Source organism: Streptomyces sp. F001 (assembly GCF_004187715.1).
GTDB classification, from domain to species: domain Bacteria; phylum Actinomycetota; class Actinomycetes; order Streptomycetales; family Streptomycetaceae; genus Streptomyces; species Streptomyces flavusporus.
This window is the reverse complement of sequence record NZ_QZWF01000005.1, coordinates 238,286-262,342: the sequence shown is the minus strand read 5'-3', so window position 1 is coordinate 262,342 and position 24,057 is coordinate 238,286. Positions and strand designations below refer to the sequence as shown.

The 24,057-nt window shown below is 68.2% G+C and carries 17 protein-coding genes, 3 rRNA genes and 2 pseudogenes; 14 read left to right on the top strand and 8 right to left on the bottom strand.

Features of this window, described 5'->3' with window-relative positions; translation table 11 throughout:
* Positions 1-13: 13 nt before the first annotated feature.
* A complete protein-coding gene (locus tag StrepF001_RS21350; RefSeq protein WP_129800081.1) occupies positions 14-463 on the bottom strand; it encodes a metallopeptidase family protein in 450 nt (149 codons plus the stop codon).
* Positions 464-758: 295 nt separating this feature from the next.
* Here StrepF001_RS21350 and StrepF001_RS21345 point away from each other — a divergent pair, with 295 nt between their 5' ends.
* From StrepF001_RS21345 to StrepF001_RS21310, 8 genes and pseudogenes are all read left to right on the top strand, one after another.
* Complete coding sequence (locus StrepF001_RS21345; protein ID WP_053760356.1) at positions 759-1,181, top strand: DUF3499 domain-containing protein; 423 nt, start codon at positions 759-761, stop codon at positions 1,179-1,181.
* A 132-nt stretch (positions 1,182-1,313) separates the two neighbouring features.
* A pseudogene (locus StrepF001_RS21340) lies at positions 1,314-1,886 on the top strand (L-lactate permease); the annotation flags it as partial.
* Positions 1,887-2,240: 354 nt separating this feature from the next.
* Positions 2,241-2,573: pseudogene (locus StrepF001_RS21335) on the top strand (L-lactate permease); the annotation flags it as partial.
* Positions 2,574-2,676: 103 nt separating this feature from the next.
* Entirely contained in the window at positions 2,677-4,041 is a 1,365-nt protein-coding gene (locus tag StrepF001_RS21330; protein WP_129799828.1) for a phosphomannomutase/phosphoglucomutase, read from the top strand.
* 300 nt (positions 4,042-4,341) lie between these two features.
* Positions 4,342-4,512, top strand: a complete 171-nt coding sequence (locus tag StrepF001_RS21325) for a Trm112 family protein (protein ID WP_020940431.1) — start codon at positions 4,342-4,344, stop codon at positions 4,510-4,512.
* Positions 4,513-4,629: 117 nt separating this feature from the next.
* Entirely contained in the window at positions 4,630-5,757 is a 1,128-nt protein-coding gene (locus StrepF001_RS21320; RefSeq protein ID WP_129799827.1) for an SIS domain-containing protein, read from the top strand.
* A gap of 79 nt (positions 5,758-5,836) precedes the next feature.
* Positions 5,837-6,988, top strand: coding sequence for a mannose-6-phosphate isomerase, class I (manA, locus tag StrepF001_RS21315; RefSeq protein ID WP_129799826.1), 1,152 nt, complete (start codon positions 5,837-5,839; stop codon positions 6,986-6,988).
* A gap of 130 nt (positions 6,989-7,118) precedes the next feature.
* Positions 7,119-8,099 (top strand): cation diffusion facilitator family transporter, encoded by a 981-nt coding sequence (locus StrepF001_RS21310; protein ID WP_129799825.1) that lies wholly within the window; start codon positions 7,119-7,121, stop codon positions 8,097-8,099.
* A 62-nt stretch (positions 8,100-8,161) separates the two neighbouring features.
* Here the strand turns inward: StrepF001_RS21310 and lepB are convergent, their stop codons facing one another.
* The gene (gene lepB / locus StrepF001_RS21305; RefSeq protein WP_129799824.1) at positions 8,162-8,830 is read right to left on the bottom strand and encodes a signal peptidase I; all 669 of its coding nucleotides are present in this window, start codon (positions 8,828-8,830) and stop codon (positions 8,162-8,164) included.
* The gene (locus StrepF001_RS50115; protein ID WP_129799823.1) at positions 8,823-9,101 is read right to left on the bottom strand and encodes a PTS sugar transporter subunit IIA; all 279 of its coding nucleotides are present in this window, start codon (positions 9,099-9,101) and stop codon (positions 8,823-8,825) included. The genes lepB and StrepF001_RS50115 overlap by 8 nt, the downstream gene beginning before the upstream one ends.
* A 298-nt stretch (positions 9,102-9,399) precedes the next feature.
* Between StrepF001_RS50115 and ahcY the strand changes: the two genes are divergently transcribed.
* Both ahcY and StrepF001_RS21290 read left to right on the top strand, forming a co-directional pair.
* On the top strand, positions 9,400-10,857 hold the full coding sequence (gene ahcY, locus StrepF001_RS21295; RefSeq protein ID WP_129799822.1) for an adenosylhomocysteinase: 1,458 nt from the start codon (positions 9,400-9,402) through the stop codon (positions 10,855-10,857).
* A gap of 144 nt (positions 10,858-11,001) precedes the next feature.
* Positions 11,002-11,616, top strand: coding sequence for a hypothetical protein (locus StrepF001_RS21290; RefSeq protein ID WP_129799821.1), 615 nt, complete (start codon positions 11,002-11,004; stop codon positions 11,614-11,616).
* Positions 11,617-11,778: 162 nt separating this feature from the next.
* Here the strand turns inward: StrepF001_RS21290 and StrepF001_RS21285 are convergent, their stop codons facing one another.
* Positions 11,779-12,816, bottom strand: a complete 1,038-nt coding sequence (locus StrepF001_RS21285; RefSeq protein ID WP_129799820.1) for an RDD family protein — start codon at positions 12,814-12,816, stop codon at positions 11,779-11,781.
* A gap of 131 nt (positions 12,817-12,947) precedes the next feature.
* Between StrepF001_RS21285 and StrepF001_RS21280 the strand changes: the two genes are divergently transcribed.
* The 4 genes from StrepF001_RS21280 to rrf all read left to right on the top strand — a co-directional run bounded on the left by StrepF001_RS21280 (position 12,948) and on the right by rrf (position 19,686).
* Positions 12,948-13,955, top strand: coding sequence for a stage II sporulation protein M (locus StrepF001_RS21280; protein ID WP_129799819.1), 1,008 nt, complete (start codon positions 12,948-12,950; stop codon positions 13,953-13,955).
* Positions 13,956-14,525: 570 nt separating this feature from the next.
* Positions 14,526-16,049, top strand: a 16S ribosomal RNA gene (locus tag StrepF001_RS21270).
* Between the two features lie 311 nt (positions 16,050-16,360).
* Positions 16,361-19,482 (top strand): 23S ribosomal RNA (locus StrepF001_RS21265).
* 87 nt (positions 19,483-19,569) lie between these two features.
* Positions 19,570-19,686, top strand: a 5S ribosomal RNA gene (gene rrf, locus StrepF001_RS21260).
* Together the 16S, 23S and 5S rRNA genes form the textbook arrangement of a ribosomal RNA operon.
* Positions 19,687-19,739: 53 nt before the next feature.
* On the opposite strand, the gene StrepF001_RS21255 is transcribed toward rrf, so the two are convergent.
* Genes StrepF001_RS21255 through StrepF001_RS21240 form a run of 4 tightly spaced genes read right to left on the bottom strand, consistent with a single transcriptional unit; the run spans position 19,740 to position 24,053 of the window.
* Positions 19,740-21,050, bottom strand: a complete 1,311-nt coding sequence (locus tag StrepF001_RS21255; RefSeq protein WP_129799818.1) for a DUF58 domain-containing protein — start codon at positions 21,048-21,050, stop codon at positions 19,740-19,742.
* The gene (locus StrepF001_RS21250) at positions 21,050-22,039 is read right to left on the bottom strand and encodes a MoxR family ATPase (protein ID WP_129800080.1); all 990 of its coding nucleotides are present in this window, start codon (positions 22,037-22,039) and stop codon (positions 21,050-21,052) included. The genes StrepF001_RS21255 and StrepF001_RS21250 overlap by 1 nt, the downstream gene beginning before the upstream one ends.
* A complete protein-coding gene (locus StrepF001_RS21245; RefSeq protein WP_129799817.1) occupies positions 22,039-23,238 on the bottom strand; it encodes a DUF4350 domain-containing protein in 1,200 nt (399 codons plus the stop codon). The genes StrepF001_RS21250 and StrepF001_RS21245 overlap by 1 nt, the downstream gene beginning before the upstream one ends.
* A complete protein-coding gene (locus StrepF001_RS21240) occupies positions 23,235-24,053 on the bottom strand; it encodes a DUF4129 domain-containing protein (RefSeq protein ID WP_129799816.1) in 819 nt (272 codons plus the stop codon). The genes StrepF001_RS21245 and StrepF001_RS21240 overlap by 4 nt, the downstream gene beginning before the upstream one ends.
* Between the last annotated feature and the right edge of the window lie 4 nt (positions 24,054-24,057).

Below are 24,057 nucleotides of genomic sequence, written 5' to 3'. Positions count from 1 at the left end.
GCGACGACAGCGTTCAGTCCTCGCCGTACCGCGGGTCCACGGTCTCCGGCGTCAGCCCGAGCAGCTCGGCGACCTGCTCGACGACGATCTCGTGCACGAGTGCGGCCCGTTCGTCCCGCCCCTTGGTGCGGATCTCGACGGGCCGCCGGTAGACGACCACGCGCGCGGGATTCCCCTCGCGCGCGGGAACCGTGCCGCCGAGCGGAACCGCCTCGTCGTTCCAGGCCTGCCCGGGCCCGTCCAGCCTCGGTACTTCGAGGACGAGGAAATCGATGTCGGCGAGCTGCGGCCATCGCCGCTCCAGGCGCTCCACGGAGTCCTGCACCAGGTCCGCGAACGCCTCGGCGCGGCTCGCCGCGAGGGGCACCTGCGGCGGGGCGATCGGCCCGCGCATGCCCCGGCCGTGGCGATCACGACGGCGCGGCCCGGGGCCGGTGGCACGGGGTGGTACTCGGTTGTCCATCACTGGTGAAGGGTAGTCCTCGCGGGCAGTGCGCGCCCGGGCCCCACGCGGCGTCCGGGACCCCCGTCGGCCCCCGGGACGGCATGTCGACAGATGACCATTCCAGCCAAGGTTGGGCTCGATTCTGTATCCCTCCAAGACCGGCGATCACTAGGCAATTGATGGCTTTTGTGTGGAGTGTTGACCGTTTCCGGGATCGTTCGGCATCCCGGAAAGCGGCGTCCGCGCAGGTCAGCCCGGCGGGTCGGAAGGGGCGTGTGGGGCGTTTCACAACACGACACGGTGGAGTGACCTGGTGGAGAGTCGTCGCGGCCCGCTCAAGAGTGCGGTACCGTCCAACGTCGTGAGCCCTGTACGTCGCTGTTCGCGCACCGCTTGCGGCCGTCCCGCCGTAGCGACGCTGACGTACGTCTACGCCGACTCGACCGCGGTCCTCGGCCCGCTCGCCACCTACGCCGAACCCCACTGCTACGACCTGTGTGCCGAGCACTCCGAGCGCCTCACCGCCCCCCGCGGCTGGGAGGTCGTCCGGCTCCTCGACGGTTCGGCTCCCGCCCGGCCCAGTGGCGACGACCTGGAAGCGCTCGCCAACGCGGTGCGTGAGGCGGCCCGCCCCCAGGAGCGCGCGGCCCAGGCCGGTGGCGGCGGACGCGCGGCGGATCCGATGGAGGTCGCGCGCCGCGGCCACCTGCGGGTTCTGCGCTCACCCGACAACTGACCGACCGGTTAGGCCGCCCCTCCCGTTGTGCATGAGTGATGCACGTCCATTGACACAGCGTTGTCGCGGACACAGCCATTCCGTCACCCGCGAGAAATCGCTTTCCGTATGGCGGAATCAGGGGAGGTGCTCGTGTACGTGCAGGAACTGGAACCCGTCGCCGGCTCGCTCGGCCTGTCCGCCCTGGTGGCGGCCCTGTCCCTCGTGATCGTCCTGGTCCTGCTCGGCGGCGTCCGCACGAAGGCGCACCTGGCCGGCGTCACGGGCCTGCCGACGGCCGCCCTCGTCGCCCTCGGCTTCGAGCCGGTGCGCGCCGCGGTCGTGGCGCTGGTCGCCAACACTGCGCCCGTGGCGTTCGGTGCCATGGGCACGCCGGTGGTGACGCTCGCTCAGGTCACGGGGCTGCCGCTGGAGGATGTGGCGTTCGTGGTGGGGCGTCAGACGCCGCTGCCGGCCCTCGTGGTGCCGCTCGTGCTGGTCGGGCTGGTGGACGGGCGGCGCGGCCTGCGGGAGGCCTGGGTGCCGGCGGTGGCGTGCGGAATCGCCTTCGTCGTCGCTCAGTTCGCCGCCTCGAACTATGTTTCCGCGCAACTGACCGGCATCGGCGCCGCCTTGACGGGTGCGGCCGCGCTGGTGGCCGTATCCCAGGCCCGCAGGCCCGCCGCAGAGCCTGTACGGGCGTCCGTGCTGACCGGGCGCAGAGCGAGGAGCTGGAGGACAAGGAGGGCCTGTTCTGCTCATCACCCCTGATGGGAGGGCGAGCGGCGCAGGCCCCGGCACTACGACCGGCCCTTCGTCAACCACCTGCTCACGGTGGAGCGGGCTTGCTGCTCGGGTCACCGATGGCTTCGATGGGGCCCGGCTGCGTCCAGCTGCCCGGCGAGCAGTAGGGGCAATTGGCTGCACCCCGCACCTAGCGTGGTCGACACCCGTACAACCGGGCCACCGGACATATCCGGAGTTGTGCCTTCAGGGGCTCGCACGCTGGGGCAACCCGTAGCATCGGCGCTCCGGAGCTGAGCCGGCTCCAACTCGATCGAGTGAACGGCGCCGACACGGCTCGCCTTCCTGCCGCCGGTGCTCGGCTGGTTCGGTGTCGCCGTCTCCGGATCGGACACCTCGGCCAGCGCGCTCTTCGGCGCCCGCCAGGTGACCGCCGCCCGCAAGTCGGGGCTGTCGCCGGAACTGCTCGCCGCCGCCAACAGCTCGGGCGGCGTGCTGGGCAAGGTGATCTCGCCGCAGAACCTCACCATCGCCTGCGCCGCCGTCGGGCTCGCCGGCCGCGAGGGGGATCTGCTGCGCAAGGTGCTGCCCTGGAGCGTGACGCTGCTGGTGATGTGTCTGATCGTGGTCGGCCAGAGTTCGCCGGTGCCGGCCTGGATGCTGCCCTGACCTGAGGTTACGGCTGGGCTTCCGCTCACGGCCCGCACGGAGCTCTGTCAGAGGCTGCGGGTACTTTGTGGGGCACCGATAGGACTTTTCAGGAGGGGTGGCCGTGGAGGCTGATCTGTCACAGGTCGTGAAGGCGTACGACGTACGGGGGGTCGTCCCGGACCAGTGGGACGAGTCGTCGGCCGAGCTCTTCGGCGCGGCCTTCGTCCGGGTGACCGGCGCGGACGCGATCGTGATCGGGCACGACATGCGGCCCTCGTCTCCCGGCCTGTCGGCCGCCTTCGCGCGCGGGGCGGCGGCGCAGGGCGTGGACGTGACCGAGATCGGCCTCTGCTCGACCGACCAGCTGTACTACGCCTCGGGCGCGCTGAACCTGCCCGGCGCGATGTTCACCGCCTCGCACAACCCGGCCCAGTACAACGGCATCAAGATGTGCCGCGCAGGCGCCGCCCCCGTCGGCCAGGACACCGGCCTGACGGAGATCCGCGAACTGGTCGAGCGATGGATCGAGTCGGGTGCCCCGGAGCCTGCCGCCGCGCCGGGAACGATCACCCGGCGGGACACGTTGGAGGACTATGCGGCCCACCTGCGCTCCCTCGTCGACCTGACCTCGATCCGGCCTCTGAAGGTCGTCGTGGACGCGGGCAACGGCATGGGCGGCCACACCGTTCCCACGGTCTTGGCCGGCCTGCCCCTGGACCTCGTCCCGATGTACTTCGAACTCGACGGCACGTTCCCGAACCACGAGGCCAACCCCCTCGACCCGGCCAACCTCGTCGACCTGCAGAAGCGGGTCCGCGAGGAGGGCGCCGACCTCGGCATCGCCTTCGACGGCGACGCCGACCGCTGCTTCGTCGTCGACGAGAACGGCGATCCGGTCTCCCCGTCGGCCATCACCGCCCTGGTCGCCTCCCGCGAGCTGGCCAGAAACGGCGGCAAGGGCACGATCATCCACAACCTGATCACGTCCTGGTCGGTCCCGGAGGTCGTCGAGGAGAACGGCGGCACGCCGGTACGCACGCGCGTGGGCCACTCCTTCATCAAGGCCGAGATGGCCAGGACCGGCGCGATCTTCGGCGGCGAGCACTCCGCCCATTACTACTTCCGCGACTTCTGGAACGCCGACACGGGCATGCTGGCTGCGCTCCACGTCCTTGCGGCCCTCGGCGGCCAGGACGGCCCGCTGTCGGCCCTGGTCGCCCAATACGACCGCTACGTCGGCTCCGGCGAGATCAACTCCACGGTCGACGACCAGACGGCCCGCCTCGCCGCGATCAGGGCGGCGTACGAGGGGACCGAGGGCATCACCCTCGACGAACTCGACGGCCTCACGGTCACCGCCGCCGACTGGTGGTTCAACGTCCGCCCGTCCAACACGGAACCGCTGCTCCGCCTGAACGCGGAGGCACGGGACGAGGCAACGATGACCAAGGTGCGAGACGGTGCGCTGGCGATCATTCGGGGCTGAGGTCCGCCAGGGGGTGCGTTGCGGCCAGCTCGCCGTCCGCGGGCAGTCGTGCCACCCCCTCAGTCCGCGGGCAGTCGTGCCGCCAGGGGCGGCACGGGTGGGCGCGGGCGGCACCCCGCCAGCGCCGGGCTGCGCAACCCACCCCCCAGCAGCAACGCCGCGCAGGCCTCACCCCGCACAGCGCAGCACGCCCCACACAGCACCCCACGGCGGTACCCTGACCAGGCACATCCGCACAACAACACCTGCACGCACCCGCCCGAACAAGACCACCCGATCCGCCCCCGAAGGGACGCCCCCATGCCGCTCGAAGCCGGCCTCCTGGAGATCCTCGCCTGCCCGGCCTGCCACGCCCCCCTCAAGGAGCAGGACGCGGAGCTGATCTGCACCGGCCAGGACTGCGGCCTGGCCTACCCCGTCCGCGACGGCATCCCCGTCCTCCTCGTGGACGAGGCCCGCCGCCCCGCGTGAACGAGGCCCGCTGCCCGCGCAGAACCAGGCCCGCCGCCCACGTGGACGAGGCCCCGGCCCGTACAGGCGAGAGCCTGCCCGCGTAACCGACGACCCGGCGTTCGGAGGCTCCCACCCATGCTCGACGAATCGCTGCTCGACTCCCCGGAGGGCCTCGCCGAGGCCGACCACCGAGGCCTGCTCCGCGGCGCCGCGGAAGCCGGCGCCCGCGTCCGCACCGCAGCCCGGCACGCCGCCGAGGCCGGTGTCCAGGAGCTCAAGCCCGACGGCCGCCCCCGCGCCGTCCTCATCGCCGGCCCCGGCGCCGCCGCCACCCAAGCCGCCGACCTCCTCGGCACGCTCGCCGGCCCCGGCAGCCCCGTGACCCGGCTGGCCCCCACCGGCGTAGCACCGGCCGCCGGTGCCCTGCGCTGGGAACTGCCCGGCTGGGTCGGCTCGGTCGACCTGCTCCTGATCGCCACCCCCGACGGCACCGAACCGGGCCTGTCCCTGCTCGCCGAGCAGGCCTACCGTCGCGGCTGCACGGTCGCCGCCGTGGCGCCCGCCCGCACCCCGCTCGCCGAAGCCGCCGAGGGCGCCCACGGCCTGTTCGTACCGCTGGCGACCGCCCCGTACGAGCACGACGAACCCCTCGCCGCGTCCGCCCCCGGCGTCCTGTGGGCGCTGCTCACCCCGCTCCTCGCACTCCTGGACCGCATAGGTCTGCTCGCCGCCCCCGCCGACGCGATGGAGAAGGTCGCCGACCGGCTCGACCACATCGCCGAGCGCTGCGGGCCCGCCATCGCGGCGTACAGCAATCCCGCCAAGACCCTCGCCGCCGAACTCGCCGACGCCCTCCCGGTGATCTGGACGGAAGGCACCTCGGCCGGCCCGGCGGGCCGCCGTTTCGCCGCCGCGCTGGCCGAACTCTCCGGCACCCCGGCCGTGGTGTCGGAACTGCCCGAGGCGCTCGCCGCGCACAGCGCCCTGCTCGCCGGCCGGCTCGCCGCCGGCGCCGACCCCGAGGACTTCTTCCGCGACCGCGTCGAGGAGTCACCCGCCCTGCACGCGCGCGTGGTGCTGCTCCGCGACCGCCCGATCGGCAGCCTCACCGCCGCCCCCGCCGCCCGTGACCTGGCGCTCAGCCACGACACGCCGATCAGCGAACTCGAACCGGACCCCGGCGGCGAACTGGAGACCCTCGCGGAACTGATCGCCATCACGGATTTCGCCGCCGTTTACCTGGCGCTCGCATCGAGGGCTTGATCTGGCCCAGGACGAGCTGACCTTCGTACGCGGACGAGAACCCGCGTCGTACGCAGAGAGAACGGGCAGAGAGAAACCGATGGACCGCCTCGACAACACCATCCGCCCCTACGCCTGGGGTTCCACCACCGCGATCCCGCAGCTGCTCGGCGTCGAGCCGACCGGCGAGCCGCAGGCCGAGATGTGGATGGGCGCGCACCCGGGCGCACCCTCGCGCACCGACCGCGGCACGCTCGTCGACGTCATCGCGGCCGACCCGGAACGCGAACTCGGCGCCGCGGCCGTGGCCAAGTTCGGTCCCACGCTGCCCTTCCTCCTCAAGATCCTTGCCGCGGGCGCCCCCCTCTCCCTCCAGGTGCACCCCAACCTGGAACAGGCGAGGGATGGATACGCGGACGAGGAGCGCCGAGGCATCTCCGTGGACGCCCCGTACCGCAACTACAAGGACGCCAACCACAAGCCGGAACTCATCTGCGCGCTCACCGGGTTCGACGGCTTGTGCGGCTTCCGCGACCCGAACGAGGCCGCCGAACTGCTCGACGGCCTCGGCGTCGACTCCCTCAAGCCGTACGTCGACCTGCTGCACGCCCACCCCGAGGACGCGGCACTGCGCGAAGTCCTCACCGCCGTCCTCACCGCCGACCGCGAGGAGATGGCCCGCACGGTCGCCGAGGCCACCGCCGCATGCTCCCGCCTCGGCGGCGCCTACGCCCCGTACGCCGACCTCGCCCACCACTACCCCGGCGACCCGGGCGTCATCGCCGCGATGCTGCTCAACCACGTCCGCCTCCAGCCGGGCGAAGCCCTCTACCTCGGCGCGGGCATCCCGCACGCCTACCTCGACGGCCTCGGCGTCGAGATCATGGCCAACTCCGACAACGTCCTGCGCTGCGGTCTCACCCCCAAGCACGTCGACGTCCCCGAACTCCTGCGCATCGTCCGCTTCGAGCCGAGCGACCCCGGCGTGCTGCGCCCGGAGGCGTCCCCCGACGGCGAGGAGGTCTACGAGACCCCCATCGACGAGTTCCGCCTCTCCCGGTACGTCCTCCCGGCCGGCGGTGCCGCCCACGACCTCACCCGCGCCACTCCGCAGATCCTGCTCTGCACGGCCGGCACCGTACGGGCCGGCGAGCACGAGCTGACGCCCGGCCGCTCCGTCTTCGTACCGGCGGGAGAAAAGGCCGAAGTGTCCGGCGCCGGCACGGTCTTCCGGGCGACGGTGGTGGCCTGACCGACTGGCATCGGTGGCCAGGCGCGCCGTTTGTCGTACCGGGCTGCAACAATGGCCCACCGGCAAAGGACGGGCAAAGCCCACCAGCGGCGCAGCCCTGGACGGCGTACGAAGGGACAACGCGAACAACATGAGCGCGTCAGGCGGCACCAAGGCGATCGTGGCGGCACTGCTCGCCAATCTCTCGATCGCGGTAGCGAAGTTCGTGGCATTCCTCTTCAGCGGCTCGTCGTCGATGCTCGCCGAGTCGGTGCACTCGGTCGCCGACTCCGGCAACCAGGGCCTGCTGCTCCTCGGCGGCAAGAAGGCCCAGCGCGAGGCGACCCCGCAGCACCCCTTCGGCTACGGACGCGAGCGCTACATCTACGCCTTCCTCGTCTCGATCGTCCTGTTCTCCGTCGGTGGCATGTTCGCCATCTACGAGGGCTACGAGAAGATCAAGCACCCGCACGACATCGAGCACTGGTACTGGCCGGTGGGCGTCCTCGTCTTCGCGATCATCGCCGAGACCTTCTCCTTCCGGACCGCCATCAAGGAGTCCAACGTCCTGCGCGGCCAGAAGTCCTGGAAGGAGTTCGTCCGCCACGCCAAGGCCCCCGAGCTGCCGGTCGTTCTCCTGGAGGACCTCGGCGCGCTCGTCGGTCTGATCCTCGCCCTGGGCGGCGTCGGTCTGGCACTCATCACCGGTGACAGCGTCTGGGACGGCATCGGCACCCTCTGCATCGGCGTCCTGCTCATCCTGATCGCGCTCGTCCTGGCCGCCGAGACCAAGTCGCTGCTGCTCGGCGAGGCCGCGGGCGTCGAGGAGGTCCAGAAGATCGAGGCCGCGATCGTCGACGGCGACACGGTCACCCGCGTCATCCACATGCGCACGCTCCACCTCGGCCCCGAGGAACTGCTGGTCGCCGCCAAGATCGCCGTACAGCACGAGGACACGGCCGGCGAGATCGCCGCCGCCATCGACGCCGCCGAGGCCCGCATCCGCGAGGCCGTCCCGATCGCCCGCGTCATCTACCTGGAGCCGGACATCTACAGCGAGGCCGAAGCGGCCAAGGGCCCCGACCGCGCGGCGTCCCCGGGCGGCCCGGCCCCGCACGCGACCGGCCACTGACCCATTTCCATGTCCACGGCCACGGGGCCCGCCGAACATTCGGCGGGCCCCGTCGGCTGTCGTCAGGCCTGGGTGGGCCACGGTGGCACCGGCGCCGCCCTCCGCCGCCGTACGATCATCGCGGCGATTCCCAGGCCCAGGCCCGTCAGCGCGGCAACCAACCCGAGCAGCGCACTCGCGGCGAGCAGCACCAGCACCGTGTGGTCCTCCAGCACCCGGCCCTGCACGGCGGCGACCGGCACCGTCCCGTCGTGGTCGCTCGCGAAGAACCGTGAGTCATTCGAGTTCAGCCGGTGGTCACCGAGCAAGAACAGCCGCCCTTCGGGCACCGTCACGTCGTAGGGCCGGTGTGTGCCGTCGGCGATGCCGTCCTTGACGTACGACTCCTCGAGCGATTTCCCGTTGACGGTGAGCCGCTCCTTGTCGCCCTCACCCGTGCAGCACACGACGCGATCACCGCCCACACCGACGACCCGCTGCATGACGGCCGCGTCGAAGCTGTAGCGCTCCGGCGCCGTGAAGAACACCACATCGCCCCGTCCGACCTCGTCCCCGCCGACCACCTCGAACACGACCGTGTCACTGGTGTCGTACGTCGGCGCCATGCTCTCGCTCGGCACCGTGGCCGCCTGGTAACCCACTCGCAGCCCGACGCCACACGCGACGGCCAGCAGGAGCCCCAGCGGTCCCAGCAGCCATGCCGCGACGGCGAGACCCCGCCCCTTACCCATGACATCTCCCTCCCTGCACGGCGCTTGCGCCGTGGCCGAGGCGGCAGGGTAGCGGGTCGTCGACGCGCTGTGCGGGCCCGCGCCTGCACGGTCGTGGACCGCCCTCGAGCGGCGACTGCACCTCCCGTAGGACGTCCAGCACCGCCCGCTCGTCCGACGCCCTCAGCAGGCGCTCCGGGAACTCGGCGTCCATCAGCTTCCGCGACAGCAGCGCAAGGATCCGCAGCCGCTCGTCGCCTGCGGCCGCCTCCGGTACGGCGATCTGCTCCAAGCCGCGAACGTGCCCGGCCAACCGCGGCCGATACCGATCACTTGCCCGTGAACGGCCTGAATTGTTCGAAGGCGGACTGGGGAAGGCCGGGGCGCCCGGTGTAGCTTGGGACGGAGCCAGACGTCGCTGCTGATGGCGGTCGGGCGGTCCCCCAGCGGACCGGCCGAGGGAGAGAGGGCCTCCGACGGACTGCGCTGCGCGCACGCGGCCATGCCTGTGTGCTTTCGGGCACCCATGTGTCCGCTGCGGCGCAGATCAGCCGTACCCACCCTCGACCCAACCCGAGGAGCAGCTCGCAATGACGACTGTCGACAGCCGACAGGACTTCAAGGTCGCCGACCTCTCCCTGGCCGAGTTCGGCCGCAAGGAGATCACCCTCGCCGAGCACGAGATGCCGGGCCTCATGGCGATCCGCAAGGAGTACGCCGAGGCGCAGCCTCTCGCAGGCGCCCGCGTCACCGGCTCCCTGCACATGACCGTGCAGACCGCCGTCCTCATCGAGACCCTGGTCGCCCTGGGCGCGCAGGTCCGCTGGGCGTCCTGCAACATCTTCTCCACCCAGGACCACGCGGCGGCTGCCATCGCCGTCGGCCCGAACGGCACGCCCGACAACCCGCAGGGCATCCCGGTCTTCGCCTGGAAGGGCGAGACCCTTCAGGAGTACTGGTGGTGCACGGAGCAGGCCCTGACCTGGCCGAACACCCCCACCGGCGGCCCGAACATGATCCTGGACGACGGCGGTGACGCCACCCTCCTCGTCCACAAGGGCGTCGAGTACGAGAAGGACGGCAAGGTCCCCTCGCCCGACACGGCCGAGTCCGACGAGCACCGCGTCATCCTCGAACTGCTCACCCGCACCGTGAGCGAGACCCCGCAGAAGTGGACCCAGCTGGCGTCCGAAATCCGCGGTGTCACCGAGGAGACCACGACCGGTGTCCACCGTCTGTATGAAATGCAGCGCGAGGGCACCCTCCTGTTCCCGGCGATCAACGTCAACGACGCCGTCACCAAGTCGAAGTTCGACAACAAGTACGGCTGCCGCCACTCCCTGGTCGACGGCATCAACCGCGCCACCGACACCCTGATCGGCGGCAAGACCGCGGTGATCTGCGGCTACGGCGACGTGGGCAAGGGCTGCGCGGAGTCCCTGCGCGGACAGGGCGCCCGCGTGATCATCACCGAGATCGACCCGATCTGCGCCCTCCAGGCGGCGATGGACGGCTACCAGGTCACGACCCTCGACGAGGTCGTCGAGACGGCCGACATCTTCATCACCACGACCGGCAACAAGGACATCATCATGGCCTCGGACATGGCCAAGATGAAGCACCAGGCCATCGTCGGCAACATCGGTCACTTCGACAACGAGATCGACATGGCCGGCCTTGCCAAGGTCCCCGGCATCGTCAAGGACGAGATCAAGCCGCAGGTCCACACCTGGACCTTCTCCGACGGCAAGAAGATCATCGTCCTCTCCGAGGGCCGCCTGCTGAACCTGGGCAACGCCACCGGTCACCCGTCGTTCGTGATGTCCAACTCCTTCGCGGACCAGACGCTGGCCCAGATCGAGCTGTTCACCAAGCCCGACGAGTACCCGACCGACGTCTACGTGCTGCCCAAGCACCTCGACGAGAAGGTCGCCCGCCTGCACCTCGACGCGCTCGGCGTGAAGCTGACCACGCTCCGCCCCGAGCAGGCCGACTACATCGGCGTCAAGGTCGAGGGCCCCTACAAGCCGGACCACTACCGGTACTGAGTCCGCAGCCGGTCCGCTGAGCAGTGCGTCCGTGCACTGACGCGATGCTCAGCAGCAGGTCCTCCAAGGCAGGCCCCCGCACCCCCGTGCCGGGGGCCTGCCCCTTTGGCCCGCCGGACCAGCCAGTCACACCCCAGGACCCCCATGCCCCGCGGCCGCTATTCGCTCCACGATCCGCACGATCACACCCCCTTCGCAGAAGAGCACTTCCACTGCGCCCCCGGCCCTTCCGGCTGGCGCTACGTCTCCCAACTGACCACCCCCGCCGGCGATCACCGAGGCTCCGTCGACCTCGCCCTCGACGAACTCGGCCGCCCCATCCGCCTGGAACTCCACGCGGCGAGCTGGCAGGTGCGTGGCGCCGCCCTCGACGGCGTCACCTGGGTCCGTACGGACCCCACCGGCGCCCATGCCACGGAAGGCAATGTCCGCGCCCACGCCTTCACCGGCACGTCCCCCGCGTTCCTCATCGCCATCACCCGTCTGCTGCGCCTCACCCCTTCCGACTCCGCAACCCGCGTACGCCTCGTCGCCTTCACTGATCCCGTCCTCGCCCCACGCACCGTGGACCAGTCCTGGACCCTGCTGAAAAGAGAAACACACGGCACTGACAACGGCTCCCTGACCGTGGACGAATACCAGGTCACAGCCCTGGACACGGGAGAGCAGCACCTCGTCCACATCGCCGGGGACGTCGTGCTCGCGGCGCCCGGCATCGAGCTGGAGGACCTCGAGTCGCCGCCGTCCGTCTTCCCCTGAGCGCGGGCCGACTGCGGAGCCAGGAACCCCCGAGATCGCCGAGAGGACGGGCATGCCCTCTCTGTCCCTCTGTCTCTGTCGTCCCTCTGTCTCTGTCGCGCCGTTGGCCGTTGGGCGCCGAACCAACGGGTCTGACGTCGGCTGCTGCGCGGGCCGACAGCGTTACGCGGGCGGCACGAACCCCGTGGCGGGCCGGTGCGGATCGACCGACGGCCCTTCCGGCGGCAGCGCGGGCGGAGGCTCCTCCGAATGATCCGAGGGGCGGCTCTCGGGCCCTGTGGCACCAGCGAGCGGGTGTGCAGGGGGCGCGGCCGCACTGTGCGGGTCCGGCACGGCGGGGGAGCGCGGTGCGGAAGGGGCTGGGGGACGCGCGTTCACCGAGCCGTACGAGCCCGGTGCCGCACCAGCCACGGACTGCGGTCCACCGGCGACGGGCGCGCCCGAAGCCATCCCGTTCCTGAAGGCCCGCCGAACCTCCCGGGCCTGCCGCTCCTGCACCACCGCGGCCAGATACGCCGCCGGAGGCACACCCTCCGGCACCGGAGTCCCGGTCCGCCCCGCGAGGTCGGCCGCCAAGCGCTCCGCCATGGCCCCGCCGACCTGCGGGTCAAGCTGCTGCATCCGCGTCAGGTACTGGCGCACGGCCAGCCACAGCCCATCGGGGACCGCGGAAAGGTCAGTCCCCGAGAACCGCCCGGCCAGCCATGGCGGTGGCGGAGGCATATAACCCGCCCGGGCGACAGGCACCCGTTCCCGTACGACCAAGGTCCCCGCGAACACATCCCCGAGCCGACGCCCCCGCTCCGAGACGAGCGAGGCGATACAGGCCACAACCCCGAACGTCATCAGAATCTCGACTGTACCGATGGCCCCCCGCACCAGCGCATGCCGGAAACGGATCGGCCCACCGTCGTCGCGCACCACCCGCAGCCCGAACGCCGCCTTCCCCAGCGAGCGCCCATGACTGAGCGTCTCCACAGCGATCGGCCCGCCCACCAGAACCAGCAGAAACGTCGCGATGGACAGCGCAATCTGTGCAGCCTGGTCCAACGACGCCGTGGACATCACCAGAACCATCGTCACGATGAGGTACGCGGTAACGGCCACCACCAGATCGAGCAGCACGGCCAGCGCCCTGCTGGGCAGCTTCGCAGGGCGCAACTCCAGCGCCACCGCCTCGCCCGTCACCAGCTCACTCACGCCCGCCGTCCTTCCCCTGGCCTGCCCTGAAGACCGCCAGTCTGCCAAGCTGAAGGCGCATCGCGCCGCAGTGCGACAAGCTGACATTCACGACGAGCCCGCCGACGAACAGCCGAGGAGCATGCAGAACGATGGACCTCGACGTCTTCGTCTCCGCGCACCGAGCGGAATGGGACCGCCTGGAGAACCTGCTCCGGCGCCAGCGCCGTCTCACCGGCGCCGAGGCCGACGAGCTTGTCGCCCTCTACCAGCGCACTGCCACCCATCTTTCCCTGATCCAGTCCAGCGCACCCGACCCACAGCTGACCGGCCGGCTCAGCCAACTCGTGGCACGCGCGCGTAGTGCGGTCACAGGCACCCGCCGTGCCTCTTGGCGCGATGTCACACGCTTCCTTGCGTACGGCTTCCCCGCCGCCGTCTATCGATCGCGCCACTGGTGGGTGCCCACCGCACTGCTTTCCATCCTTGTCGCGGCGCTCCTCGGCTGGTGGATCGGCGCGCACCCGGAAGTCCAGGCCTCCATAGCGGCACCGAGCGAACTGCGCGAGCTCACCCGCCCCCGCGGCCAGTACGAGACCTACTACTCCAGCCACCCTGCAGCCTCCTTCGCGGCCCGCGTATGGACGAACAATGCACAGGCCGCCGCAGTGTGCCTGGTTCTCGGAGTCTTCCTCGGCCTCCCGGTGCTCTGGATCCTCTTCCAGAACATGCTCAACCTCGGCATCGGATTCGGCCTGATGTCCTCGGCCGGCCGGCTCGACACCTTCCTCGGCCTCGTCCTCCCGCACGGTCTGCTGGAGCTGACGGCGGTGTTCGTCGCGGCTGGCACGGGACTGCGCCTGGGCTGGACCGTGATCGACCCAGGCCCACACACCCGCCGCAAGGCCCTGGCCGAGGAGGGCAGAGCCGCCGTGGGCATGGCGATAGGCCTCGCGCTGGTCCTCTTCATCGCCGGCGCCATCGAAGGCTTCGTCACCCCATCGGGCCTGCCGACCTGGGCCCGCATCAGCATCGGCGTCGTCGCCGAGGTGGCCTTCCTCGCGTACGTCTACGTGCTCGGACGTCGCGCGGCTCGGGCAGGGGACACGGGCGACGTCGACGTCGCCGAACGCAGTCAGACCGTGCCGACCGCCGCCTGATGTGCGGACACAGCAGGTGAACTGCTAGTGTCCTCTTCGCCTCACAGGAGCCGTTGACACGGAGCATGTGGGGAGGTAGATTCAAACAGTTGCCTGGACTGGACCCCGTAGGGCCCGGTCGGCACCTTAAGAATCTGCTTGCTTCACGAAACCAACTTTCGATGAAGCAGCTCCCGACGAACTCGGAAATGGATGGCCGGTCAGTCCGGTCGGAAACCTCTGATAAAGTCGGAACCGCCGGAAAGGGAAACGCGAAAGCGGGAACCTGGAAAGCGCCGAGGAAATCGGATCGGGAAAAGATCTGATAGAGTCGGAAACGCAAGACCGAAGGGAAGCGCCCGGAGGAAAGCCGCGAGAGAGTCTCTCGGGTGAGTACGAAGGAAGCGTCCGTTCCTTGAGAACTCAACAGCGTGCCAAAAATCAACGCCAGATATGTTGATACCCCGTCTCCGGCCGTCAGGCCGGGGCGAGGTTCCTTTGAAATAACACAGCGAGGACGCTGTGAACGGCCGGGCCTATTCCGCCCGGCTGTTCCGCTCTCGTGGTGTTGCACCGGATGACCGGTAAACATTCACGGAGAGTTTGATCCTGGCTCAGGACGAACGCTGGCGGCGTGCTTAACACATGCAAGTCGAACGATGAAGCCCTTCGGGGTGGATTAGTGGCGAACGGGTGAGTAACACGTGGGCAATCTGCCCTTCACTCTGGGACAAGCCCTGGAAACGGGGTCTAATACCGGATACGACCATCTTGGGCATCTTTGATGGTGGAAAGCTCCGGCGGTGAAGGATGGGCCCGCGGCCTATCAGCTTGTTGGTGAGGTAACGGCTCACCAAGGCGACGACGGGTAGCCGGCCTGAGAGGGCGACCGGCCACACTGGGACTGAGACACGGCCCAGACTCCTACGGGAGGCAGCAGTGGGGAATATTGCACAATGGGCGCAAGCCTGATGCAGCGACGCCGCGTGAGGGATGACGGCCTTCGGGTTGTAAACCTCTTTCAGCAGGGAAGAAGCGCAAGTGACGGTACCTGCAGAAGAAGCGCCGGCTAACTACGTGCCAGCAGCCGCGGTAATACGTAGGGCGCAAGCGTTGTCCGGAATTATTGGGCGTAAAGAGCTCGTAGGCGGCTTGTCACGTCGGGTGTGAAAGCCCGGGGCTTAACCCCGGGTCTGCATTCGATACGGGCTGGCTAGAGTGTGGTAGGGGAGATCGGAATTCCTGGTGTAGCGGTGAAATGCGCAGATATCAGGAGGAACACCGGTGGCGAAGGCGGATCTCTGGGCCATTACTGACGCTGAGGAGCGAAAGCGTGGGGAGCGAACAGGATTAGATACCCTGGTAGTCCACGCCGTAAACGGTGGGAACTAGGTGTTGGCGACATTCCACGTCGTCGGTGCCGCAGCTAACGCATTAAGTTCCCCGCCTGGGGAGTACGGCCGCAAGGCTAAAACTCAAAGGAATTGACGGGGGCCCGCACAAGCGGCGGAGCATGTGGCTTAATTCGACGCAACGCGAAGAACCTTACCAAGGCTTGACATACACCGGAAACGTCTGGAGACAGGCGCCCCCTTGTGGTCGGTGTACAGGTGGTGCATGGCTGTCGTCAGCTCGTGTCGTGAGATGTTGGGTTAAGTCCCGCAACGAGCGCAACCCTTGTCCCGTGTTGCCAGCAGGCCCTTGTGGTGCTGGGGACTCACGGGAGACCGCCGGGGTCAACTCGGAGGAAGGTGGGGACGACGTCAAGTCATCATGCCCCTTATGTCTTGGGCTGCACACGTGCTACAATGGCGGTACAATGAGCTGCGATACCGTGAGGTGGAGCGAATCTCAAAAAGCCGGTCTCAGTCGGATTGGGGTCTGCAACTCGACCCCATGAAGTCGGAGTCGCTAGTAATCGCAGATCAGCAGTGCTGCGGTGAATACGTTCCCGGGCCTTGTACACACCGCCCGTCACGTCACGAAAGTCGGTAACACCCGAAGCCGGTGGCCCAACCCGTTCGCGGGAGGGAGCTGTCGAAGGTGGGACTGGCGATTGGGACGAAGTCGTAACAAGGTAGCCGTACCGGAAGGTGCGGCTGGATCACCTCCTTTCTAAGGAGCACTTCTAAGCCGGGCTTGCCCGGTTCAGGGGCCGGTACATCGGCGAACGTCCGATGCCGGTTGCTCATGGGTGGAACGTTGATTATTCGGCACGGTCCAGGATGGACCAGGCGCTAGTACTGCCCGCAAGGGCGTGGAACGCTGATCTGGTCGGCTGGCCGTGCCGGGCACGCTGTTGGGTGTCTGAGGGCACGGCCGCATGGTCTGTCTTCGGATGCCGGCCCCGGTGAAGCATCACGTAGTGGTGTGTGACGGGTGGCTGGTCGTTGTTTGAGAACTGCACAGTGGACGCGAGCATCTGTGGCCAAGTTTTTAAGGGCGCACGGTGGATGCCTTGGCACCAGGAACCGATGAAGGACGTGGGAGGCCACGATAGGCCCCGGGGAGTCGTCAACCAGGCTTTGATCCGGGGGTGTCCGAATGGGGAAACCCGGCAGTCGTCATGGGCTGTCACCCATGCCTGAACACATAGGGCATGTGGAGGGAACGCGGGGAAGTGAAACATCTCAGTACCCGCAGGAAGAGAAAACAACCGTGATTCCGGGAGTAGTGGCGAGCGAAACCGGATGAGGCCAAACCTACGACGTGTGAGACCCGGCAGGGGTTGCGTCGTGGGGGTTGTGGGATCTCTCTTCCACGGTCTGCCGGCCGTGGGGCGAGTCAGAAACCGTTGATGTAGGCGAAGGACATGCGAAAGGTCCGGCGTAGAGGGTAAGACCCCCGTAGTCGAAACGTCAGCGGCTCGTCTGAGAGACACCCAAGTAGCACGGGGCCCGAGAAATCCCGTGTGAATCTGGCGGGACCACCCGCTAAGCCTAAATATTCCCTGGTGACCGATAGCGGATAGTACCGTGAGGGAATGGTGAAAAGTACCCCGGGAGGGGAGTGAAATAGTACCTGAAACCGTGTGCCTACAAGCCGTGGGAGCGGTCGGAATGGAGCTTGCTTCATTCTCGTGACTGCGTGCCTTTTGAAGAATGAGCCTGCGAGTTTGCGGTGTGTTGCGAGGTTAACCCGGGTGGGGAAGCCGTAGCGAAAGCGAGTCCGAACAGGGCGGTAGAGTAGCGCGCTCAAGACCCGAAGCGGAGTGATCTAGCCATGGGCAGGTTGAAGCGGAGGTAAGACTTCGTGGAGGACCGAACCCACCAGGGTTGAAAACCTGGGGGATGACCTGTGGTTAGGGGTGAAAGGCCAATCAAACTCCGTGATAGCTGGTTCTCCCCGAAATGCATTTAGGTGCAGCGTCGTGTGTTTCTTGCCGGAGGTAGAGCACTGGATAGGCGATGGGCCCTACCGGGTTACTGACCTTAGCCAAACTCCGAATGCCGGTAAGTGAGAGCGCGGCAGTGAGACTGTGGGGGATAAGCTCCATGGTCGAGAGGGAAACAGCCCAGAGCATCGACTAAGGCCCCTAAGCGTACGCTAAGTGGGAAAGGATGTGGAGTCGCAGAGACAACCAGGAGGTTGGCTTAGAAGCAGCCACCCTTGAAAGAGTGCGTAATAGCTCACTGGTCAAGTGATTCCGCGCCGACAATGTAGCGGGGCTCAAGCGTACCGCCGAAGTCGTGTCATTGCAGTACATACTCCCAACGGAGACTGTGATGGGTAGGGGAGCGTCGTCTGCCGGGTGAAGCGGCCGCGTAAGCGAGTCGTGGACGGTTGACGAGTGAGAATGCAGGCATGAGTAGCGATACACACGTGAGAAACGTGTGCGCCGATTGACTAAGGGTTCCTGGGTCAAGCTGATCTGCCCAGGGTAAGTCGGGACCTAAGGCGAGGCCGACAGGCGTAGTCGATGGATAACCGGTTGATATTCCGGTACCCGCTGTGGAGCGTCAAACATCGAGCATCGTGATGCTAAGGCCGTGAAACCGCCGTGTGCGTCTTCGGACAAGCACGGAGTGGTGGAGCCGCCGGACCAAGCGGTTAGTAGGTGAGTGATGGGTGACGCAGGAAGGTAGTCCATCCCGGGCGGTGGTTGTCCCGGGGTAAGGGTGTAGGCCGTGCGACAGGTAAATCCGTCGCACGTGTGGCTGAGACCTGATGCCGAGCCGATTGTGGTGAAGTGGATGATCCTATGCTGTCGAGAAAAGCCTCTAGCGAGTTTCATGGCGGCCCGTACCCTAAACCGACTCAGGTGGTCAGGTAGAGAATACCGAGGCGTTCGGGTGAACTATGGTTAAGGAACTCGGCAAAATGCCCCGTAACTTCGGGAGAAGGGGGGCCGCGCCCGGTGAAGAGACTTGCTCTCCGAGCTGGGGGTGGCCGCAGAGACCAGCGAGAAGCGACTGTTTACTAAAAACACAGGTCCGTGCGAAGCCGTAAGGCGATGTATACGGACTGACGCCTGCCCGGTGCTGGAACGTTAAGGGGACCGGTTAGCTCACCTTCGGGTGGGCGAAGCTGAGAACTTAAGCGCCAGTAAACGGCGGTGGTAACTATAACCATCCTAAGGTAGCGAAATTCCTTGTCGGGTAAGTTCCGACCTGCACGAATGGCGTAACGACTTCTCGACTGTCTCAACCATAGGCCCGGTGAAATTGCACTACGAGTAAAGATGCTCGTTTCGCGCAGCAGGACGGAAAGACCCCGGGACCTTTACTACAGTTTGATATTGGTGTTCGGTTCGGCTTGTGTAGGATAGCTGGGAGACTGTGAAGTCCACACGCCAGTGTGGGTGGAGTCGTCGTTGAAATACCAGTCTGGTCGTGCTGGATGTCTAACCTGGGTCCGTGATCCGGATCAGGGACAGTGTCTGATGGGTAGTTTAACTGGGGCGGTTGCCTCCCAAAGGGTAACGGAGGCGCCCAAAGGTTCCCTCAGCCTGGTTGGCAATCAGGTGTTGAGTGTAAGTGCACAAGGGAGCTTGACTGTGAGACCGACGGGTCGAGCAGGGACGAAAGTCGGGACTAGTGATCCGGCGGTGGCTTGTGGAAGCGCCGTCGCTCAACGGATAAAAGGTACCCCGGGGATAACAGGCTGATCTTCCCCAAGAGTCCATATCGACGGGATGGTTTGGCACCTCGATGTCGGCTCGTCGCATCCTGGGGCTGGAGTCGGTCCCAAGGGTTGGGCTGTTCGCCCATTAAAGCGGTACGCGAGCTGGGTTTAGAACGTCGTGAGACAGTTCGGTCCCTATCCGCTGTGCGCGCAGGAGTCTTGAGAAGGGCTGTCCCTAGTACGAGAGGACCGGGACGGACGAACCTCTGGTGTGCCAGTTGTTCTGCCAAGGGCATGGCTGGTTGGCTACGTTCGGGAGGGATAACCGCTGAAAGCATCTAAGCGGGAAGCCTGCTTCGAGATGAGGACTCCCACCCACTAGATGGGGTAAGGCTCCCAGTAGACGACTGGGTTGATAGGCCGGATATGGAAGCCCCGCAAGGGGTGGAGTTGACCGGTACTAATAGGCCGAGGGCTTGTCCTCAGTTGCTCGCGTCCACTGTGTTGGTTCTGAAACCACGAACAGCCCCACGCCACCGCGCGTGGTGCGGCGTTCACAGTTTCACAGTGTTTCGGTGGTCATAGCGTGAGGGAAACGCCCGGTTACATTCCGAACCCGGAAGCTAAGCCTCACAGCGCCGATGGTACTGCAGGGGGGACCCTGTGGGAGAGTAGGACACCGCCGAACAATTATTGAGAAAACCCCCGTGCCGGACGGCACGGGGGTTTTCTGCGTTTCCCTCACAGCCGCCCCGCCGTCTTCAGAGACAGATACGTATCGGCCAGGGTTGGGGCCAATTCGTCAGGGGTCGCGTCGACGACCGTAACGCCATGTCGACGGAGTTGTTCGGCGGTGCGATGGCGTTCGGATTGGGCCTGGGCAGCGGCTGCGGCATCGTAGACGGATTCGGCGTCGCCGCGAGACGTTGCCATGCGGGCGATATGGGGATCTGCCACTGATGCCACCAGGACTGTGTGGCGCTGGGTGAGCCGAGGGAGGACGGGCAGCAGGCCTTCCTCGACGGGGGCCGCGTCGAGGGTGGTGAGCAGCACGATCAGGGAGCGGCGAGGGGCTGTCCGGAGTGCTGTGGCCGTGAGGCCCCGGGCGTCCGTTTCGATCAGCTCGGGCTCGAGGTTCGCCATGGCGTTGACCAGGGAAGGGAGGACGTCGCCTGCTGTGCGGCCCTGGACGAGGGCGCGCACTCGGCGGTCGTATGCGAGCAGGTCGACGCGGTCGCCGGCACGGGACGCGAGGGCCGCCAGGAGCAGGGCCGAGTCCATCGAGGCGTCGAGCCGTGGGGCGTCGCCTACGCGGCCGGCGGAGGTGCGGCCGGTGTCGAGGACTAGGAGGATGTGGCGGTCGCGCTCGGGGCGCCAGGTGCGTACGGCGACCGTGGACTGGCGGGCTGTGGCGCGCCAGTCGATCGAGCGGGTGTCATCGCCGGGGACATATTCGCGAAGGCTGTCGAATTCCGTGCCCTCACCGCGCTGCAGCACGCTCGTGCGGCCGTCGAGTTCGCGTAGGCGGGCAAGTTTGGAGGGGAGGTGCTTGCGGCTGGTGAAGGGGGGCAGGACGCGTACCGTCCAGGGGACTATGTGAATGCCCTGGCGGGTGAACAGGCGCAGGGGGCCGTATGAGCGGATGGTCACTCGGTCTGCTTGGCGGTCGCCGCGGCGGGTGGGGCGTAGGCGGGTCGTGATGCGGCGGCGTTCGCCAGCGGGGACCGTGAGGTGGTGGCGGGAGGCTGCCACCTCGGAGCCGGAGGGCCAGCTGCTGGGGGGCCAGGCGTCGCGGAGGTCAGCGCGGAGTGGTCGGCGGGACGGGTTGCTGACCGTGAGAGTGACGTCGGCTGTTTCGCCCAGGCGTACCGAGGTGTCGCCGGAGCGGGTCAGGCGCAGGCGTCGTACGGGTGCTGCGAGGACGAAGTCGCAGGCGCAAGCGATCGCCAAGGGTGTGTTCACGGCGAGGATGCCCATCCAGCCGGGTTCCCACAGGCCGACGGGGAGGGAGCCGAGGGCCGCGAGGAGGGCTGCGCGTCCGGTGAGTGCCATCAGCGAGGTACGGGGACGTGGGCGAGGACGGCGTTGATGACGGAGTCGGCTGTCACGCCTTCCATCTCGGCCTCCGGGCGGAGTTGGACGCGATGACGGAGCGTGGGAAGGGCCAGGGCTTTCACATCGTCCGGGATGACATAGTCGCGGCCGGTCAGCCAGGCCCACGCGCGGGAGGTGGCGAGCAGGGCGGTGGCTCCGCGGGGGGAGACGCCGAGAGTGAGTGACGGCGATTCGCGGGTGGCTCGGCAGATGTCGACCACATAGGCCGTGATCTCCGGGGACACCGTGGTCTTGGCGACTGCCGCGCGGGCGGCCTCCAGGACGGCTGGGCCCGCTACGGGGCGTACGCCGGCTGCGCGCAGGTCGCGAGGGTTGAAGCCCTCGGCGTGGCGGGTGAGGACGTGGATCTCGTCCTGGCGGGAGGGGAGGGGGATGGTGAGCTTGAGGAGGAAGCGGTCCAGCTGGGCTTCGGGGAGTGGGTACGTGCCCTCGTACTCGACGGGGTTCTGGGTCGCGGCGACCAGGAACGGCTCGGGGAGGGGGCGTGGGGTGCCGTCGACTGTGACCTGGCGTTCCTCCATGGCTTCGAGGAGGGACGACTGGGTCTTGGGCGGGGTGCGGTTGATCTCGTCGGCGAGGAGGAGGTTGGTGAAGACCGGGCCGGGCTGGAAGGAGAACTCGGCGGTGCGGGTGTCGTAGATCAGGGAGCCGGTCACGTCGCTGGGCATGAGGTCGGGGGTGAACTGGACGCGCTTGGTGTCGAGTTCGAGTGCCGAGGCGAGGGCGCGGACGAGCAACGTTTTGGCGACCCCGGGGACTCCTTCCAGGAGAACGTGTCCGCGGCAGAGGAGTGCGACGACGAGGCCGGTCACGGCGGGGTCCTGGCCGACCACAGCCTTGGCGATCTCGGCGCGCAGGGCCTCCAGGGCGGCTCGGGCGTTGCCCGGGTCCCCCGGCTGCCCGGCGTTGTCAGTGGTCGGGTCCATCATGGACGGCGTACCTCTCTTTCGAGGGCGTCGAGTTGGTCGGCGAGGGCGATGAGGGCCGCGTCGTCGCTGGGCGGTGGGCCGAAGAGGAGGGTGTGCAGGGACTGTCGGTCACCGTGGAGGTGGGCGGACAGGGCGGGGAGCAGGGCTTCGGGCGCGTGCGCCTGGGCTACGGGGACCCCTACGAGGGGAGCGAGGCGAGTGCGGGTGGTGGAGCGGAGAGCGGCGGCCGCGCGGTCGTGGGCGTTGGCCTTGCGGTAGAGGCGGGCGCGGCCTTCGACGGTTTCGGAGGCGCGGATCGCCACGGGGAGTTTTTCGGGCACCAGAGGGCCGAGTCGGCGTGCTCGCCACAGGGCGGCGAGGGCTGCGGCGACGAAGAGCTGCAGGGTGCCCCAGAGCCAGCCCGAGGGGAGCAGTTCGAAGAGGGTCTGGTCGTCGTCCTGGTCGGCGGCCGAGGCGTCGGAGAGCGAGGGGAGGTACCAGACCAGATGGGGGCGCGAGCCGAGGAGTTGGAGGGCGAGCGAGGCGTTGCCCTGCTCGTCGAGGCGGTCGTTGACGAGAATGTCGGGCGCACCGAGGACGACGGTGTCTCCGTCCCCGGATGCATCCGGGACGCGGATCAGGGTGGCCAGGCGTTCGCTGGGATAGCACTGGTCGGCGTCGAGGTGGATGGTGGTGTAGCGCAGGCCGCCCGTGTCGGCGGTGCCGGCGCGCTGCGCGGCGGGGAAGTCACAGTTGGGGACGAGTGTCGACTCGAGGCTGGTGGCGGGGTCCGCGGTGACGCCAGGGGCGAGCTGCTCGACGGAGGAGCTGCCGGCGGCAACGAGGACGGTACGTCCGCCGGATTCGGCGATCGTGGAACGCAGCACGGTTTGTTGACGGTCCGTCAGCAGGTCCGGGACCGCGACCAGGAGGGTGGCGTCCGGGGCGGCTGCGGCGCGTGCCGCGTCCAGGGTGGTGACCACGCGGGTGGACACGCCGCGTTCGGCGAGGAGTTCGGCGACGGCGCGGCTGCCCTGAGGGTCTGCGGAGCGCGGGTCGAGGCTGCCGCGGTGGGTGTCGGAGCGGAGCAGGGCGATCGCGACGGCGGCCGCCAGGAGGAGGACAAGGGCGAGTGCGACGCCTCGCGTGCGGGTCCACACCTGGCGGGGGGTGGGCGAGGTCGAGGTGGACGGGAGCGTGGCCTCGGCGGCGGTCATCCGGCGGCTCCCTGGCGGGTGGTGTGGTCGGCGCTGTGGGCGTTGGTGCTGGTGAGCTGTGGTTTGGTGCGTTCCAGGTCGCGGTCGAGTTCGGCGATGCGGCGGTACGACTGCTCGGTCGCCGCGCGTCCGCCGTATGTCACGTCGTCGAAGTCCCGGGCGGCGGCGCGCAGCCGGGCTGTGTGGGCGGGCAAGGCGCGGCCTGCTTCCGCGGCCGCCTCGTCGGCGGTGCGGCCGGGGCGGGCGTCGAGGAGGGCGCGTTCCTCCAGAGAGCGGACGATGGCCCGCATGCGTTCCTGGAGGGCCCGGTTCCAGTGGTGCTGGGCGGCGTGGGCCTCGGCGGCCGCGCGGTGTTCGGCTGCACTGCGGGGGCGGGCGTCGAACAGGGTGGCGGAAGAGGTCGGTTGGCGGCGCGGGGTGCCCAGGCGCCACCACAGGGCGGCCAGGACGGTGACGACGGCGATGATGACGACGACGAGGCCGAGCGCGCCTCCGGGTGTGGCAGCGGACGCGGCGCCCAGCAGGTCGTTGACCCAGCCCCAGAAGGCGTCGAGGGCCCGTTGGAAGAGGCCGGGGTCGTCCTCGTGGTACAGCCGCTTGGACAGCTCGCGCCGAGCCGCCTCCCGCGCCGGATCCCGCGGGATCGTCAGCGGCGGCTCGTCGCTCGAGCCGGCGAGGGCCGACACAGTCGTGCCGCCGCCGTGGTGCGACGGGCGCACGGCATGGTCGCCGGCGCGGAGCCAGGCACATACGGCCGTGTCGGCGGCGCGCGGCAGGGCCGGCACGGCTGTGAGGACGTCCCCGGCCAGGCTCACTGCA

What these genes read in the sequence shown, in the direction of transcription:
- StrepF001_RS21350 (WP_129800081.1), bottom strand. Translation starts at nt 463, where the DNA reads ATGGACAACCGAGTACCACCCCGTGCCACCGGCCCCGGGCCGCGCCGT.
- StrepF001_RS21245 (WP_129799817.1), bottom strand. Translation starts at nt 23,238, where the DNA reads ATGACCGCCGCCGAGGCCACGCTCCCGTCCACCTCGACCTCGCCCACC.
- StrepF001_RS21310 (WP_129799825.1), top strand. Translation starts at nt 7,119, where the DNA reads ATGAGCGCGTCAGGCGGCACCAAGGCGATCGTGGCGGCACTGCTCGCC.
- manA (WP_129799826.1), top strand. Translation starts at nt 5,837, where the DNA reads ATGGACCGCCTCGACAACACCATCCGCCCCTACGCCTGGGGTTCCACC.
- StrepF001_RS21250 (WP_129800080.1), bottom strand. Translation starts at nt 22,039, where the DNA reads ATGGACCCGACCACTGACAACGCCGGGCAGCCGGGGGACCCGGGCAAC.
- ahcY (WP_129799822.1), top strand. Translation starts at nt 9,400, where the DNA reads ATGACGACTGTCGACAGCCGACAGGACTTCAAGGTCGCCGACCTCTCC.
- StrepF001_RS21290 (WP_129799821.1), top strand. Translation starts at nt 11,002, where the DNA reads ATGCCCCGCGGCCGCTATTCGCTCCACGATCCGCACGATCACACCCCC.
- StrepF001_RS21255 (WP_129799818.1), bottom strand. Translation starts at nt 21,050, where the DNA reads ATGGCACTCACCGGACGCGCAGCCCTCCTCGCGGCCCTCGGCTCCCTC.
- StrepF001_RS21325 (WP_020940431.1), top strand. Translation starts at nt 4,342, where the DNA reads ATGCCGCTCGAAGCCGGCCTCCTGGAGATCCTCGCCTGCCCGGCCTGC.
- StrepF001_RS21320 (WP_129799827.1), top strand. Translation starts at nt 4,630, where the DNA reads ATGCTCGACGAATCGCTGCTCGACTCCCCGGAGGGCCTCGCCGAGGCC.
- lepB (WP_129799824.1), bottom strand. Translation starts at nt 8,830, where the DNA reads ATGGGTAAGGGGCGGGGTCTCGCCGTCGCGGCATGGCTGCTGGGACCG.
- StrepF001_RS21280 (WP_129799819.1), top strand. Translation starts at nt 12,948, where the DNA reads ATGGACCTCGACGTCTTCGTCTCCGCGCACCGAGCGGAATGGGACCGC.